Genomic DNA, 16,165 nt, shown 5'->3' with positions numbered 1-16,165 from the left:
TCGCGCCCGTCAGGCGGCGGCGGTGGCCAGCAGCGCGTTCAGCGTCGCGCTCGGGCGCATCACGGCTTCGACCTTTGCCGGGTCGGCGGCGTAATAACCGCCGATGTCCGCCGGTTTCCCCTGCGCCGAGTTCAGTTCCTCCACGATCTTCTGCTCGTTGTCGGCGAGCACCTTGGCGAGCGGCGCGAAGTGCGTCTTCAGCTGCGCGTCCTCGTTCTGCGCGGCGAGCGCCTCGGCCCAATACAGCGCGAGGTAGAAGTGGCTGCCGCGGTTGTCGATCTGCCCGGTGCGGCGCGACGGCGACTTGTCGTTGTCGAGCAGCTTGCCGGTCGCTTCGTCGAGGGTCTTGGCGAGCACTTTCGCCTTCGCGTTGCCCGTCTTGATGCCCGTTTCCTCGAGCGACACCGCCAGCGCGAGGAACTCGCCGAGCGAATCCCAGCGCAGATGGTTCTCTTCGAGGAGCTGCTGCACGTGCTTCGGCGCCGAGCCGCCGGCGCCGGTTTCGTACATGCCACCGCCGGCCATCAGCGGGACGATCGACAGCATCTTCGCGCTCGTGCCGAGTTCCATGATCGGGAAGAGGTCGGTGAGGTAGTCGCGCAGGATGTTGCCGGTCACCGAGATCGTGTCGAGACCGCGCTTGACGCGCTCGAGCGTGAAACGCATCGCGCGGACCTGCGACATGATCTGGATGTCAAGCCCGGCGGTGTCGTGATCCTTCAGGTACTTCTGCACCTTCTTGATCAGCTCGCTCTCGTGCGGACGGTAGGGGTCGAGCCAGAACACCGCCGGCGTGCCCGAGTTGCGGGCGCGCGTGACGGCGAGCTTGACCCAGTCGCGGATCGGCTCGTCCTTCACCTGGCACATGCGCCAGATGTCGCCCGCCTCGACGTCCTGCGACATCAGGACTTCACCGGTATCGAGGTCGGTGATGTTCGCGACGCCGTCTTCCGCGATCTCGAAAGTCTTGTCGTGCGAACCGTATTCCTCGGCCTTCTGCGCCATCAGGCCGACGTTCGGCACCGTGCCCATCGTCGCCGGGTCGAAGTTGCCGTGCCATTTGCAGAAGTTGATCATCTCCTGGTAGATGCGCGCGAAGGTCGACTCCGGCATTACGGCCTTGGCGTCGTACTGCTTGCCGTCGGCGCCCCACATCTTGCCGCCGGCGCGGATCATCGCCGGCATCGATGCGTCGACGATGATGTCGTTGGGCGAATGGAAGTTCGTGATGCCCTTGGCCGAGTCCACCATCGCGAGGCGCGGGCGGTGCTCCTGGCACGCGTGCAGGTCGCGGATGATCTCGTCGCGCTGCGATTCGGGCAGCGTCTCGATCTTCTCGTACAGCGTCGCCATGCCGTTATTGACGTTGATGCCGAGCTCGTCGAACAGCTTGCCGTGCTTCTCGAAGGCTTCCTTGTAGTAGATCTTCACGCAGTGGCCGAAGACGATCGGGTGCGAGACCTTCATCATCGTCGCCTTCACGTGCAGCGAGAACAGGATGCCGGCTTCGCGGCAGTCGTCGAGCTGCTTCTCGTAGAACTCGTACAGCGCCTTCTTGCTCATGAACATCGAGTCGATGATCTCGCCGTCGAGCAGCGCGACTTTCGGCTTCAGCACGATGTTCTTGCCGCCCTTCGTGACGAGCTCCATCTTCACGTTGCGCGCGCGGTCGAGGGTCATCGACTTCTCGCCGTGATAAAAGTCGCCGTGCTCCATGTGCGAGACGTGGGTCTGCGACCACTGCTTCCACTCGCCCATCGAATGCGGGTGCTTCTTCGCGTAGTTCTTGACCGCGGCCGGCGCGCGGCGGTCGGAGTTGCCCTCGCGCAGCACCGGATTCACCGCGGAGCCGAGGCACTTGCCGTAGCGCGTCTTGAGCGCCTTTTCTTCGTCGGTCTTCGGGTCTTCCGGGTAGTCGGGGATCGCGTAGCCCTTCGACTGCAACTCCTTGACGCACGCAATGAGCTGGGCGACCGATGCGCTGACGTTCGGCAGCTTGATGATGTTCGTATCCGGGTCCTGCGTCAGCCGACCGAGTTCGGCGAGGGTGTCGGGGACCTTCTGCGCGTCCGACAGGTAGTCCGAAAATTCGGCGAGCACGCGGGCGGCGACCGAGATGTCGCTCTTCACGATGTCGATGCCGACCGGCGCAGTAAACGTTTCGATGATCGGCAGCAGCGAGTAGGTCGCCAGCAGCGGCGCCTCATCGGTGAGCGTATAGATGATCTTCGGACTCTTGGTTGTCATGCATTTCTCCCGGATTATCTTCGTATGGCGCGAAGCCGAACGGACGCAAGGACCGGCGACCGAACCTCCCTTCCCGGCTCGATCGCACCTGGTCGTCTCTTGACGGCGCGTGATTATAGACCTCTGGGCGCGCTCGCAAGTGAGCCTTGCGATCATACTCTTATATAAGACTGAAGATCAGGAATATCGCCGCCGGTCCGGTCCGGCATTTCCGGCCCCGCCGCATGGCGTGCGGGGGCCTCCAAATGCGCGAATGCGTCGGGGCGCACGACACGTTACAATGTTTGCCCAAATATAGAACCGCGCACCGTGGTGACCCTGGCCCTGCGCTCGGATTGAGAACGCTTTTCGGCTCGGCCGGTCCGCGCGCGCCCTCGCGATGGCGAACCTCCTCCTTCCGATCGTCGCACTGCTCTCCGGCATCGCCCTGTTGCTGCTCGGCTCGGGCCTGCTGACCACGCTGATCGCGTTGCGCGGCGCGCTCGAAGGGTTTTCCCCGGAAGCGCTCGGCCTCATCGGTTCGGCGTATTTCGCCGGCTTCTTCCTCGGCACGTTCGTCGCGCCGCGCCTGATCCGCCGCACGGGTCACATCCGCGCGTTCGCGTTCTTCGGCGTCGGCATCGCGGCGACCGTGCTGGTGCACGCGCTGATCGTCGACCCGACGTTCTGGTTCGTGCTGCGGCTGCTGACCGGCATCGCGCTCGTCGGCTTCTACACGGTCATCGAGAGCTGGCTCAACAGCGAAACCCACGGCGGCCGGCGTGCGAAAATCTTCGCGATCTACATGGTCGTGAACCTCGGTGCGCTCGGCGCCGCGCAACAGCTGCTGCGGATCGCCTCGCCCGCCGGCTTCGCGCTCTTCGCCATCGCTGCGATCTTCGCGTGCCTGTCGGTGATGCCGGTCGCGCTGACACGGTTCGCACCGCCGGAGCTTCACGACGCGCCGCACCTGGACGTGCGCAAATTGTGGCGGGTCGCGCCGCTCGCGTTCGTCGGCGCCTGCGCGTCGGGGCTCGGCATGGGCGCCTTCTGGACGATGGCGCCGGTCTACGGGCAACAGATCGGCCTCGAGCAGGGCGACATCGGCCTGCTGATGACGTTCGCGATTCTCGGCGGCGCGGTGACGCAGTGGCCGGTCGGGCATTTTTCGGACCGGCACGACCGCCGCCGCACGCTGGGCTGGGTCGCCGCGGCGGCGGCGGCCTCGGCGGCGCTGATGATCGTGCTCGGCCAGTTCGGCCCGATGGTGCTCGTCGGCGCGTTCCTGTTCGGCGCGGCCGGCTTCGCGGTCTATCCGCTCGTCATCGCGCACCTGATCGACCACCTCCCGCACGGGGAGATCCTCGCCGGCAATGCCGGAATCCTGCTGCTGCATGGGCTCGCCGCCGCGTTCGGCCCGGCACTCGCCGGCGCGTTGATGGGCGTCATCGGCCCCGCCGCGCTGCCGCTGCATTTCGTCGTCGCGTTCGCGCCGCTCGCGGTGTTCGGGCTGTGGCAGGCGCGCCACCGCGCCGACGAGATCGTCGAGGGGCCGGCGCACTGCGTGCCGATGCTGCGCACGTCACCGACCGTCCTCGAGATGATGAATCCGAACGACGACGCGTCGAGCGCCCCACACGGCTCCCCCCGGGATTGAGCCCCCGATCTTTCCATCCAGTCGGCAACGATGTCGGCGTTCAACCAGAAACTGGAGGACTTTCATGTTACTTGCGACCGATCTCGACGGCACCTTTCTCGCCGGCCACCCGGAACAGCGGCTGCGCCCACGTACGGCTGCGCGGTCGGTCTCGACGAAGTGACGACCGCGATCGAAGTGCCCGGGCGGCGCATCGGCCTCGGCGCGCACCCGGTCGGCCTCGACGTCGGGCGCGTGCGCGCGATCCTCGCGAGCGACGCGACGCACGCCCGGATGGCGAAGCTGCGGGATGAGCTCGCCGCGACGCGCGTGATCCTGTCGGTCGAACGGCTCGACTACACGAAGGGCACGCTCGAAAAGCTCCTCGCGTTCGAGCACCTTCTCGACGACCACCCGGAACTGCAGGGCTAGGTGGCGCTGATGACCGTCTGCGTGCCGGCGGCGAAGGAGATGACGATCTACGACGCGCTGCAGACGCAGATCGAACAGGCGGTCGGCCGCATCAACGGCCGCTTCTCGCAGATCGGCTGGACCCCGGTGCAGTTCTTCTTCCGTGCGCTGCCGTTCGAAGAAGTCGTCGCGTGGTACGCGATGGCCGACGTGATGTGGATCACGCCGCTGCGCGACGGACTCAACCTCGTCGCGAAGGAATACGTCGCGACGCAGGGCGTGGCCGGCGGGCGCGGCGTGCTCGTGCTGTCCGAGTTCGCCGGTGCCGCCGCGGAGCTGCATGGCGCGGTGCTGACGAACCCGCACGACGCCGCCGACCTTGCCGCGCGCCTGTACCAGGCGATCGCGATGAACGCCGCCGAGGCCGAATCGCGGCTGCGCGAGCTGTTCGCGATCGTCGAGCACAACGACATCCACGCGTGGGGCAAAGACTTCCTCGACGCCGCAACCGCGGTCGGCCCGCGCACGGGAGACGTGCCGCTTCCGGGTTAAGATAGCGCCCGCAGCGACGTCAGGCGGGCCCGGCCCGCCGCATCGGCACGAGGGACGCATGGACGCACCGCTGGGGGAAAACCCCGTCGCCCATTCGATCGCACAGGCGATGATCGAAGGCTTCAACAAGCACTACCGCATCTTCCGCGAGACCTCGCGCCGCGCGAAGGTGAGCTTCGAGGCCGCCGACTGGCAGGCACAGCTCGAGGCGGTGCGCGTCCGCGTGCAGTTCTACGACGACCGCGTGGACGAAGCGGTGCGGCGGCTGCGCGACGAATTCGACGCCGACTCGCTCGACGACAACACCTGGCAGCAACTGAAGCTCCAGTACATCGGCATCCTGATGCGGCACAAGCAGCCGGAGCTCGCCGAGACCTTCTTCAATTCGGTGTGCTGCAAGATCCTGCACCGGACCTACTTCAACAACGACTATCTCTTCGCGCGCCCCGCGGTCTCGATCGAATACATCGAGTCCTACCCGCCCGTCTACAGCAGCTATTACCCGCAGGACGAGGGCCTACGCACGACGGTGCGGCGCATCATCGAGGACTTCGACTGGCAGCGGCCGTTCGAGGACCTCGACCGCGACGTCGACAACATCCTGAAGGCGATGCGCGCCCATCTCGGCGAATGGCCGGACATGGAGGTCAACTGCCAGATCCAGGTGCTGTATTCGGCGTTCTACCGCAACAAGACCGCGTACATCATCGGCAAGGCCGTCAATGGCTACCAGGAGTACCCGTTCGCGATCGCCGTCCGCCACAACAAGGCGGGCCTCCTCGAAATCGACACGATCCTGCTCGATCCGTGGCGCATCTCGGTGCTGTTCTCGCTGTCGCGCGCATACTTTCTCGTCGACATGGAAGTGCCCTCGGGGTACGTGCAGTTCCTGCGCTCGATCATGCCGAACAAGCACCGCTCCGAGCTGTACACGATGCTCGGGCTCGGCAAGCAGGGCAAGACGATGTTCTTCCGCGACCTGATCGCCCACCTGCGCCATTCGAACGACCAATTCACGGTCGCCCCCGGCATCCGCGGCCTCGTGATGCTCGTGTTCACGCTGCCGTCCTATCCCTACGTGTTCAAGATCATCAAGGACGTTTTCGGGCCGTCGAAAAACATGGACCGTGCCACGGTCAAGCGCAAGTACCTGATGGTCAAGCAGGTCGACCGCGTCGGCCGGATGGCGGACACCTTGGAGTTCTCGTACGCCGCGCTGCCGCTGTCACGCTTCCACCCGGAACTCCTCGACGAGCTGTGCACGCTCGCGCCGTCCGCGTTCGAGATCGAAGGCGACTCGGTGATCATCAAGCACCTGTATATCGAGCGGCGGATGATGCCGTTGAACATCTATCTCGAGCGCGCCGACGACGAGCAGGTCGACTACGTTGTGAAGGAGTACGGCAACGCGATCCGCGAGCTCGCGACCGCGAACATCTTCCCCGGCGACATGCTGTGGAAGAACTTCGGCGTCACGCGCTACGGCCGCGTCGTGTTCTACGACTACGACGAAATCGAATTCATGACCGACATGAACTTCCGCCGGATTCCGCCGGCGCCGTTCCCGGAGATGGAGATGGCGAGCGAGCCGTGGTACGCGGGGGGACCGATGGACGTGTTTCCCGAGGAATTCGCGACCTTCCTGCTCGGGTCGCCGCGCGTGCGCAAAGCCTTCCTGAAATATCACCGCGACCTGCTCGACGCGAAGTTCTGGCAGGACGTCCAGTCCTCGATCCGGCGGGGCTACCTCGAGGACTTCTTCCCGTATCCGCTCGAATTGCGCTTCCGTTACGAGCCGGACGCGGCGGCGACGGGCGAAAGCAGCGCCGCGTGACGTCCCGCATCGCGGTTCGGCCGGTGCTCCGTCGGCGAACTCACCAGCCGAGCTCGATCACCCACGGCCCCGCACCCGCTTCGAGCGCCGCGCGAACGTAGGGCACGACGTCCGGCGGCAGCCGGTCGCGGTCGAACCACCGAAGCTCGTCGCACTTTTCGGGCTCGCGGATCTGCGGCTCGCCCGGACAGCCCCCCGCCCGACAGAAGAAGTCGACGCGGTTCGTGTCCGACAGCCGGTGCACGACGCCGACGTATGCGAGCGAATCCGCGTCGAAGCACAGCCCCGTCTCCTCGCGCATCTCGCGCGCCGCCGCCGCGCGCAGCGATTCGCCGGGCTCGACGTGCCCGCCCGGCAGGCTGAACAGGCCGTCGAAAAAACCGGTGCCGGCGCGGCGCATCAGCAGGACGCGCCCGTCCCGCTCGACGATGACATGCACGCCGACGGGAATCCCGGCGCGCATCGTCAGTGCTTGCCGGTGCTGCCGAAACCGCCCGTGCCGCGGTCGCTTTCCGCGAACTCCTCGACGATGTTGAAGCCGACCTGCAGGACGGGCACGACGACGAGCTGCGCGATGCGCTCCATCGGCTGCACGGTGAAAGTCTCGCGCCCGCGGTTCCACACCGAGACGAAGATCTGCCCCTGGTAATCGGAATCGATCAGGCCGACGAGGTTGCCGAGCACGATGCCGTGCTTGTGGCCGAGCCCGGACCGTGGCAAGACCATCGCCGCGAGTCCCGGGTCGGCGAGATGGATCGCGAGGCCGCTCGGGATCAGCGAGGTTTCACCGGGATGAAGGCTGACCGGCGCGTTGAGGCACGCGCGCAGATCGAGGCCGGCGGCGCCCGGCGTCGCGTAGCCGGGCGTATGCGTGCGCAGGCGGTCGTCGAGAATCTTGACGTCTATTCGGTGCATGGTTCCCCCGCAACTGAAGAATTCATCGCGCGCGCCGGACGGGCCGCGCAGCCGCTGCGGAATGTACACGACTCGCGACCGTTGCGGCACCTGCCGGCCGCCGGCTCAGCGCGCGGGCGGTGGATCCGCCGTCGTCGCGAGCAACCCGGCGAGATGCTCGACGATCTTCTGTGCGACGACGGTCTTCGCGGCGCGCGGCTGCGGATGGCGGCCGACGTCGTCGTACAGGATCACCTCGTTGTCGTCGCCGCCGAGGCCATCCTGCACGAGGTTGCCGACCAGCATCGGCAGCCGCTTCGCGCGCCGCTTGCCTTCCGCGTAGGCGTCGAGGTCGCGGCTCTCGGCGGCGAAGCCGACGCAGAACGGCGCGTCGGGCCGCGCCGCGACTTCGGCGAGGATGTCCGGATTCGGCGTCAGCGTCAGGCTCAACTCCGCCGCCGACTTCTTGACCTTGTGTTCGGCCGCCTCGACCGGCCGGTAGTCGGCGACCGCGGCGACGCCGATGAAAACGTCCGCACCCGCCAGCCCGCCCAGCACCGCGTCGCGCATCTCGAGCGCGCTGCGCACCTCGACGCGCTCGACGCCGAGCGGCGGCGCAAGCCCGGTCGGACCGCTGACGAGCAGCACGTCCGCCCCGGCGCGCCGGCACGCCTGCGCGATCGCATAACCCATCTTGCCGGAACTCGTGTTCGTGATGCCGCGCACCGGGTCGATCGCCTCGAAGGTCGGCCCGGCCGTCATCACGACCCGGCGCCCCGCGAGCCGCTTCGGCTCGAAGAATGCGATCAGGTGTTCGAGCAGTTCGTCCGGTTCGAGCATCCGCCCCATGCCGACCTCGCCGCAGGCCTGGTCGCCGGCGCCCGGGCCGAGGACGCTCGCACCATCCGCCGCAAGCTGGGCGACGTTGCGGCGCGTCGCGGGGTGCTCCCACATCTGGCGGTTCATCGCCGGCGCGACGACGAGCGGGCACTCACGCGCGAGGCACAGCGTCGTCAGCAGATCATCGGCGAGGCCGTGAACCAACTTCGCGATGACGTCGGCGGTCGCCGGCGCGACGAGGATCGCGTCCGCACCGCGGGTCAGGTCGATGTGCGCCATGTTGTTCGCGACGCGCGGGTCCCACAGGTCGGTCCACACCGGATTGCCCGACAGCGCCTGGAAGGTCACCGGCGTCACGAAGCGCGCGCCGCCTTCGGTCAGCACCACGTGGACTTCGGCGCCCGCCTTGCCGAGCAGCCGCACGAGTTCCGCCGCCTTGTAGGCGGCGACACCGCCGGTGACGCCGAGCACGATCCTGCGCCCGCTCAATTCGCTCATGTCATATTCCGTATAATTGGCCGCACCACCGTCCCCCCCGAAACTCATGGCAATCACCGACTGGCCGGCAGACGAACGGCCGCGCGAAAAACTCCTCGGGCGCGGCGCGGCTGCGCTGTCCGACGCCGAACTTCTCGCACTCTTCCTGCGCGTCGGCATCCGCGGCAAGACCGCCGTCGATCTTGCGCGCGAGCTGCTCGGCACTTTCGGCTCGCTGACCCGGCTGTGCGCCGCGTCCGCGAACGAATTCGCCGCGATCCCGGGCATGGGCGTCGCGAAGTATGCCCAACTGCAGGCGGTCATGGAACTGGCGCGGCGCGCGCTGTCCGAGCAGATGAACGACGCCGACGTGTTCGAGTCGCCGGGGACGGTGCGCGACTGGCTGCGCCTTCGCATCGGCTCGCTGCCGCACGAGGTGTTCTATGTGCTGCTGCTCGACGCGCGCAACCGCCTGATCGAAGCGGCCGAACTCTTCCGCGGCACGTTGACGCAGACGAGCGTCTATCCCCGCGAAGTCGTGAAGCTCGCGCTCGCCCGCAACGCCGCCGCGGTGATCCTCGCGCACAACCACCCTTCCGGCGCCGCCGAGCCGAGTTCGGCCGACGAGTTGCTGACGCGCAGCCTCAAACAGGCGCTCGAACTCGTGGACATCCGCGTGCTCGACCACTTCATCGTCACCGCGCACGCGAAGCCCCTGTCGTTCGCCGAACGCGGCCTGCTCTAGTCAAGCAGTGCGGAAGGCATTGAATTCCTTGACGAACGAGCCTCACCCGATTAGAGTGCCCGATTCTTTTGCAAAACCATCAACTGGAGCAACACCATGTACGCGGTGATAAAAACCGGCGGCAAGCAGTATCGCGTCGCGGCCGGCGAAAAGATCAAGGTAGAACAGATACCGGCTGACGTGGGCTCCGAAATCACCATCGACCAGGTTTTCATGGTCGGCGAGGGCGAGTCGGTCAAGATCGGCACCCCGGTGGTTTCCGGCGCCGTAGTCAAGGCCACCGTGGTTTCCCACGGCCGGCACGACAAGATCAAGATTTTCAAGATGCGCCGCCGCAAGCACTACCAGAAGCACCAGGGGCATCGTCAGAACTACACCGAGCTTCGCATCGAAGCGATCTCGGCCTGATTCGCCAGTAGGAGGTAATTCGTCATGGCACACAAAAAAGCTGGCGGTAGTTCCCGTAACGGCCGCGACTCGGAATCGAAACGACTCGGCGTCAAGCGCTACGGCGGCCAGTTCGTGCTCGCCGGCAACATCATCGTTCGCCAGCGCGGCACCGAATATCACCCGGGCGAAAACGTCGGCATCGGCAAGGACCACACGCTGTTCGCGCTGACGGACGGCACCGTGCAGTTCACGATCAAGGGCGCGCAGCGCCGCCGCACCGTCGTCATCGTGCCCGAAGCTGCCTGATCCTGGCGGCGTTCCGGTTCGAAAAGCCCTATCCTTGCGGTAGGGCTTTTTTGTTTTTGGCACAGGCTTAACACACATGAAGTTCATTGACGAAGCGCGCATCGAAGTCATCGCCGGCGACGGCGGCAACGGCTCGGCATCGTTCCGGCGCGAGAAGTTCATCCCGCGCGGCGGCCCCGACGGCGGCGACGGCGGGCGCGGCGGCAGCATCCTCGCGGTCGCCGACCGCAACCTCAACACGCTCGTCGATTACCGCTTCACCCGCACGCACCGCGCCCAGCGCGGCGAGAACGGCGGCAACAAGGACTGCTACGGCAAGAGCGGCGAAGACATCGTGCTGCGCATGCCGGTCGGGACGGTGATCAGCGACCTCGAAACCGGCGAGCCGGTCGCCGACCTCGACGAAGACGGCAAGCGGGCGCTGATCGCGCGCGGCGGCAAGGGTGGCCTGGGCAACCTGCACTTCAAGTCGAGCGTCAACCGCGCGCCGAGGAAGCGCACGATGGGCGAGGAAGGCGAACGCCGCGGCCTGCGCCTCGAACTCAAGGTGCTCGCCGACGTCGGCCTCCTCGGTATGCCCAATGCGGGCAAGTCGACCTTCATCCGCTCGGTCTCCGCGGCGAAGCCGAAGGTTGCCGACTACCCGTTCACAACGCTCGCGCCGAACCTCGGCGTCGTGCGGACCGACGAGAACCGCAGCTTCGTCATCGCCGACATTCCGGGCCTTATCGAAGGCGCGGCCGAAGGCGCCGGCCTCGGCCACCAGTTCCTGCGTCACCTGCAGCGCACGCGCGTGCTGCTGCATCTCGTCGACCTTGCGCCGTTCGACCCCGACGTCGACCCGGTGCGGGACGCGAAGGCGATCGTCGAGGAACTGCGCAAGTACGACGAATCGCTGTACGAGAAACCCCGCTGGCTCGCGTTGAACAAGCTGGACCTGATCCCGGAAGACGAGCGCGCGGCGCGCGTGGCCGCCTTTCTTGAGGCCTACGGTCCAGTAGAGCGGCATTTCGAAATCTCGGCGCTGACCGGGGACGGCTGCCGTAAGCTGATCTTCGCGATCCAGGATTTCCTTGACGCCGGCCGCGCCGAGGCGGACGCCGAACGCGCAGAGCGCGCCCACGCGGAGGCGCTCGCGGCGGCCGAAGCTGAAGCGCGCGCGGAAGCGGCCTACCAGGAACGGCTTCAAGCGATCCTCGCGGACGACAGCGACGACCCGGACCGCGAAAACGAAGCCGCCGCGCCCGACGCCGACGAAAAACCTTCGCCCCGTACCCGCTAGCACGCCCGTCCAGCCATCATGAGAAACAAGATCCGCACCGCGCGCCGCCTCGTCGTGAAGGTCGGCAGCGCGCTCGTCACCAACAACGGCACCGGACTCGACAAGGCTGCGATGGCGGAGTGGGCGCGCCAGATCGCCGCGCTGCGCGAGAGCGGGCGGCAGGTCGTCCTGGTGTCGTCGGGCGCGATCGCCGCCGGGATGCAGCGATTGGGCTGGACGAAGCGCCCGCACGAGATGCACAAGCTGCAGGCCGCCGCCGCCGTCGGCCAGATGGGCCTCGTCGAAGCTTACGAGGACGCGTTTTCGCGGCACAACCTCCACACCGCGCAGATCCTGCTGACCCATGACGACCTCTCCGACCGCAAGCGCTACCTCAACGCGCGTTCAACGCTGACGACGCTGCTCGACCTGGGCGTCGTGCCGATCATCAACGAGAACGACACGATCGTCACCGACGAGATTAAGTTCGGCGACAACGACACGCTCGGCGCACTGGTCGCGAACCTCATCGAAGCGCACGCGCTGATCATCCTCACCGACCAGCAGGGCCTGTACACCGCGGATCCGCGCCGCGACCCCGTCGCGACGCTGGTGTCGGAAGGACGCGCCGAGGACCATGCCTACGAGGCGATGGCCGGCGGCGCCGGCAGCGGCATCAGCAAGGGCGGGATGATCACGAAGATCCGCGCCGCACAGCGCGCCGCACGAAGCGGTGCGCACACCTGCATCGCGAGCGGCCACGAGGCCGAAGGGCTCGTCCGCCTCGCGAACGGCGAGCCGCTCGGCACCCTGCTCTTCGCGACCAGCTCGCCGCTGCAGGCGCGCAAGCAATGGCTCGCCGACCACCTGCAGCTCGCCGGCGACATGGTCCTCGACGACGGCGCGGTGTCGGCGCTGCGCAGCGGCCGCAGCCTGCTGCCGGTCGGCGTCGTCGACGTGCGCGGGGATTTCGAGCGCGGCGCGGCGGTCGTACTTCGCAACGGCGCCGGCGAGGAAATCGGGCGCGGACTCGTCAATTACAGCGGCAACGAATGCCGCCGCGTCGCACGCAAGGCGAGCGCCGAGATCGAAAAGCTGCTCGGTTATATCGACGAGCCCGAGCTGATCCACCGCGACAACATGGTCCTGCGATAGCCGCGCGCGCAGTCATCCGCTCCCGGACCCGAGGATGACCACACAGAACTCTCCGGCCCACCGGTTCCTGATGCAGATCGCCGACGACCTGTCGTCGGGCGACGTGAACTTTCCGACCTTCCTCGACGCCGCGATGAAGATCCGGATCGCGATGAACAATCCGGACATCACGGTCGAGGCGCTGAGCCGGCTGATCCTCACCGAACCGCTCGTGTCGGCGAAAATCATTCGGCTCGCAAATTCGGTCGCGCTGAACCCGTCCGGCAAGGACGTCGGCGACGTCCGCAGTGCGGTGATGCGGGTCGGTTTCTCGTCGATCCGGTCGGTTGCGATCTCGGTCGCGATCGAGCAGTTGATGCTCGAGAAGCAGATGGGCCCCTACCTCGCCAGCGGACGGCAGCTGTGGGAGCACAGCCTCGAAGTCGCCGCCTTGTCGTTCGTCATCGCGCGCCGGATGACGAACATCAACCCCCACGAGGCGATGTTCGCCGGCCTGGTGCACGACATCGGCCACTTCTACCTGCTGTCGCGGATCGCCCGCCATCCGGAAGTGCTGCGCGACGACGAAGACGTCGGCCGCCTGTTGTTCGAGTGGCACGCGAGCATCGGCCACGCGGTGCTCGGCGCGCTCGAAACGCCGGACCGGATTCTCGACGCGGTGACCGATCACGAGATCCCGTTCGACACGGACGTTCCCGTAACCCTGGCGAACGTCCTCTACATGGCAAACCACCTCGCCGCGAACGTCAATCCGTTCGCGACGCGCGCGGTGCCACGCGTCGCCGCTGATAAAGCGGTCGCGGCGATCATCGACGAGTCGCGCGAGGAACTGCGTTCGCTCGTTGCTGCGGTAAACGGCTAGCCGCAATCGGCGTGGCGGGCGCGAGGCTGTAAATGCCGGTAATCTGCCCGGCCACCTTTTCACGTCCCCATATCGTCTCGCCGGCGAACGGATCTCCGGTGGATACGCCGCAGGTGGCGGGCGAGCGCCCCATTGCGCAGATCCTCGACGAGCGGCTGCAGCCTGTCGGGATCGCACATGACTTCGAGCGACTGCCGCAGCGTCGCTTCGCGCGCACAGTCGAGGTGGTCGAAATATCGCGGTGCGGCGATCGACAGCGGGGTCGCGATGATCGCCCGTCGCGAGCACGACGGCTCCGAGCACGATCGCCTGCACCTCGACGAACGGCCCCCAGTCGAGCAACAATCGCGACATGAACGACAGATCACTGCCGACGTCCTCGTAGATATGCGAGAAGCGCGGCACGACGTAGCCGAGCAGTAACAGCACGACGAGCCCGCCGACGGGCCGCCATCAGCGCCGGCGAGCCCTGCTCGGTCGTCGGGTATGCCCGACATCGATACGGCACTGGTCCAGCGCCTTTTCGAGCGCGTCGATCTGCGCGCGGGCGGCCTTGACCTCGGATTTGGTGATCTGCGAGAAATGGGGTCCGACATAGCCGGCGAGCAAACCGATGATGACCATCACGACCAGCAGTTCGAGGAGCATTCGCACCTCGCCGCCGCATGGAAAGCTCCGCCGTTGAAGTCATGCGCTAACATTAGCATGCAGACATTGCCGGAAATCGTGCACGCGGCGCCGCGGCAGCCCCACTCGTCCGCGATAACGCGTCGCGCGTGCCCGCCCTGGAGTGCCGATGTGAACAAGCGGACCACGATGCCGGACCGAGCACGATTCCGTCCCTCCCGACGCACATGCCAGCCCGTATCGAGCCGCAGCCTTCACGGCGTGCTGCTCCTTTCCGCAGCGCTCGCATCGGGCGTGGCCGCCCCGTCTCGGGCCGATCAGTTGTACGGCTTCCCCGACGAGCGGGGCATCTTCCATTTCAGCGACGCGCCGAGCGACCCGCGGCACCGCCGCTTGCTCGGGGCGACACCGGCCCGTGCCGCGGGCGGCAGCTACGTACCGAAGGTCCTAACTCACTACGAAAAATTTTCCGACCCGCGCCTTACGAAGCGACATCCCCCGCTTGGAGCCCCCTGGCTGCCCTGACTGCGACGTGTAGCCCCCGAATCCCTCCGTCTCGGCAGGCACTCAGAGGGCGGCATATTTCCGGAGGCCCCGCTGTGCGCAGCTAATCCAATCCCGATCGAATATGCTAGGTGCAAAGCTCAAGATCCTGTTCTTCGCCGAAGGGGCGACCTTGGCGCATGTCGCGCGGCCATTCGTCCTGGCGAACTCGCTGGATCCAGGCCGCTTCGAAATCTGCTTTGCGCGTCCGGCCGCTTTCGCATGGCTGACCGCAGACTCTCCGTTTCGACTCTTGCCGCTCGCCTGCCAGGATGCGTCGGTCTTTTCGCGGCGGCTCGACCGGGGACTCCCCCTATACGGCTTTCCTACTCTTGTGCGTTACGTGGAGGATGACCTTGCCCTGATCGACGCCGAGACCCCCGACCTTATCGTGGGCGATTTCCGCCTGTCGCTGTCGGTGAGCGCCCGCCTCCGGCATGTACCGTACGCCACGATCTGCGACGCCTACTGGAGCCCGGAGGCGGCGCTACGGCCACCGTTGCCAGTAATGAGCTTTACCCGTCATACGCCTCTCCCGCTGGCGCAGGGTTTGTTCAAGCTCGTTTCACCGCTGGCATTACGGCTTCACAGCATCCCGATCAAGCGACTGCGCGCCCGCTTCGGCCTGCCGTCGCTCGGCTACGACCTGCGCCGCTGCTACACCGACGCGGACCTGCGCCTGTTCGGGAATTTTCCGGCGTTGTTCCCGGACATCCGCACAAGCAGCCAAGCCGCCTTTGTCGGCCCGGTCGCCTGGTCGCCCGCACGTGTCGCGGAACCCGCGCAGCTTGAATCCGGGTCGATCTATGTGACGATGGGAAGTTCCGGAGATACGCGGGTTCTGCGGAACCTCCTCCCAGCCCTCGAGGACACCGGCCTCCCGATACTCCTTAGCTCCGCCGGCCGCCCCCTGCCCCCAAACCTCGAAATGCGACGAACGCGAGTGTTCGACTTCCTGCCCGGCGATCTCGTCTGCAAACATGCAAGCCTGGTCGTGTGCAATGGCGGCAGCCCCACCACGAACCAGGCGCTCGCGAATGGCGTGCCGGTACTCGGCGTCGTCCGCAACATGGATCAGTTCCTCAACATGCGTGCCGTCGAACAGTTCGGGGCCGGGGTCCTGGTGCGCGCCGACCGAGCCAGCGGAACGCGCCTGCACCGCGCACTCGAGCAGTTGTTGCACGACACGCGGTTCGCCACCCGCGCCCGAGCGTTGGCGCAGACGCTCGACGACGTCAACCCGGCCCAAGCCTTCCATACGCACCTGACGCAACTGCTCACGCGCGCGAGTCGCGAGCGCCGCCGCTGAGCCTCGCGTTTTCCCGTTTCCCGACACCCGGCGCCGGTTCAACGGTCGGTGCGCCGCCACTCGACACAGGAGCCCGGTCGACCGAAGCCGGGACGCC

The 16,165-nt window shown here is 66.6% G+C and carries 14 protein-coding genes and 1 pseudogene; 10 read left to right on the top strand and 5 right to left on the bottom strand.

What is annotated here, in order from left to right:
- Positions 1-9 precede the first annotated feature (9 nt).
- Positions 10-2,247, bottom strand: a complete 2,238-nt coding sequence (locus V6M37_RS01115) for an NADP-dependent isocitrate dehydrogenase (protein ID WP_332670223.1) — start codon at positions 2,245-2,247, stop codon at positions 10-12.
- Positions 2,248-2,626: 379 nt separating this feature from the next.
- Between V6M37_RS01115 and V6M37_RS01110 the strand changes: the two genes are divergently transcribed.
- From V6M37_RS01110 to aceK, 3 genes and pseudogenes are all read left to right on the top strand, one after another.
- Positions 2,627-3,883 carry an MFS transporter gene (locus V6M37_RS01110; protein WP_332670221.1) on the top strand — a complete coding sequence of 419 codons (1,257 nt, stop codon included), beginning with the start codon at positions 2,627-2,629 and terminating at the stop codon, positions 3,881-3,883.
- A 159-nt stretch (positions 3,884-4,042) separates the two neighbouring features.
- Positions 4,043-4,825: pseudogene (locus V6M37_RS01105) on the top strand (alpha,alpha-trehalose-phosphate synthase (UDP-forming)).
- Between the two features lie 58 nt (positions 4,826-4,883).
- Positions 4,884-6,659: a bifunctional isocitrate dehydrogenase kinase/phosphatase gene (gene aceK, locus V6M37_RS01100; protein ID WP_332670219.1), complete on the top strand. Its 1,776-nt coding sequence runs from the start codon at positions 4,884-4,886 to the stop codon at positions 6,657-6,659.
- A 40-nt stretch (positions 6,660-6,699) separates the two neighbouring features.
- Here aceK and V6M37_RS01095 read toward each other — a convergent pair whose 3' ends face one another.
- From V6M37_RS01095 to coaBC, 3 genes are all read right to left on the bottom strand, one after another.
- The gene (locus V6M37_RS01095) at positions 6,700-7,122 is read right to left on the bottom strand and encodes an NUDIX hydrolase (protein WP_332670216.1); all 423 of its coding nucleotides are present in this window, start codon (positions 7,120-7,122) and stop codon (positions 6,700-6,702) included.
- A gap of 2 nt (positions 7,123-7,124) precedes the next feature.
- A complete protein-coding gene (gene dut / locus V6M37_RS01090) occupies positions 7,125-7,574 on the bottom strand; it encodes a dUTP diphosphatase (RefSeq protein ID WP_332670215.1) in 450 nt (149 codons plus the stop codon).
- Between the two features lie 105 nt (positions 7,575-7,679).
- Positions 7,680-8,891, bottom strand: coding sequence for a bifunctional phosphopantothenoylcysteine decarboxylase/phosphopantothenate--cysteine ligase CoaBC (coaBC, locus tag V6M37_RS01085; protein WP_332670212.1), 1,212 nt, complete (start codon positions 8,889-8,891; stop codon positions 7,680-7,682).
- Positions 8,892-8,937: 46 nt separating this feature from the next.
- Between coaBC and radC the strand changes: the two genes are divergently transcribed.
- The 6 genes from radC (at position 8,938) to V6M37_RS01055 (ending at position 13,589) form a co-directional block, all read left to right on the top strand.
- Positions 8,938-9,615 carry a RadC family protein gene (gene radC, locus V6M37_RS01080; protein ID WP_332670210.1) on the top strand — a complete coding sequence of 226 codons (678 nt, stop codon included), beginning with the start codon at positions 8,938-8,940 and terminating at the stop codon, positions 9,613-9,615.
- A gap of 96 nt (positions 9,616-9,711) precedes the next feature.
- Positions 9,712-10,023, top strand: coding sequence for a 50S ribosomal protein L21 (gene rplU, locus V6M37_RS01075; RefSeq protein WP_312661449.1), 312 nt, complete (start codon positions 9,712-9,714; stop codon positions 10,021-10,023).
- Positions 10,024-10,047: 24 nt separating this feature from the next.
- Entirely contained in the window at positions 10,048-10,311 is a 264-nt protein-coding gene (gene rpmA, locus V6M37_RS01070) for a 50S ribosomal protein L27 (RefSeq protein WP_312661450.1), read from the top strand.
- Between the two features lie 76 nt (positions 10,312-10,387).
- The gene (cgtA, locus tag V6M37_RS01065) at positions 10,388-11,593 is read left to right on the top strand and encodes an Obg family GTPase CgtA (protein ID WP_332670202.1); all 1,206 of its coding nucleotides are present in this window, start codon (positions 10,388-10,390) and stop codon (positions 11,591-11,593) included.
- A gap of 18 nt (positions 11,594-11,611) precedes the next feature.
- Positions 11,612-12,727, top strand: coding sequence for a glutamate 5-kinase (gene proB / locus V6M37_RS01060; RefSeq protein WP_332670200.1), 1,116 nt, complete (start codon positions 11,612-11,614; stop codon positions 12,725-12,727).
- Positions 12,728-12,761: 34 nt separating this feature from the next.
- Complete coding sequence (locus tag V6M37_RS01055; RefSeq protein ID WP_332670198.1) at positions 12,762-13,589, top strand: HDOD domain-containing protein; 828 nt, start codon at positions 12,762-12,764, stop codon at positions 13,587-13,589.
- Between the two features lie 453 nt (positions 13,590-14,042).
- Here the strand turns inward: V6M37_RS01055 and V6M37_RS01050 are convergent, their stop codons facing one another.
- A complete protein-coding gene (locus tag V6M37_RS01050; protein ID WP_332670196.1) occupies positions 14,043-14,237 on the bottom strand; it encodes a type II secretion system protein GspG in 195 nt (64 codons plus the stop codon).
- A gap of 607 nt (positions 14,238-14,844) precedes the next feature.
- Between V6M37_RS01050 and V6M37_RS01045 the strand changes: the two genes are divergently transcribed.
- A complete protein-coding gene (locus tag V6M37_RS01045; protein WP_332670194.1) occupies positions 14,845-16,068 on the top strand; it encodes a glycosyltransferase in 1,224 nt (407 codons plus the stop codon).
- The last annotated feature ends 97 nt before the right edge of the window (positions 16,069-16,165 follow it).

Origin of the sequence: Aromatoleum sp. (assembly GCF_036675785.1) — a bacterium.
Classification (GTDB): domain Bacteria; phylum Pseudomonadota; class Gammaproteobacteria; order Burkholderiales; family Rhodocyclaceae; genus Aromatoleum.
This window is presented reverse-complemented; position numbering and strand designations above follow the sequence as displayed.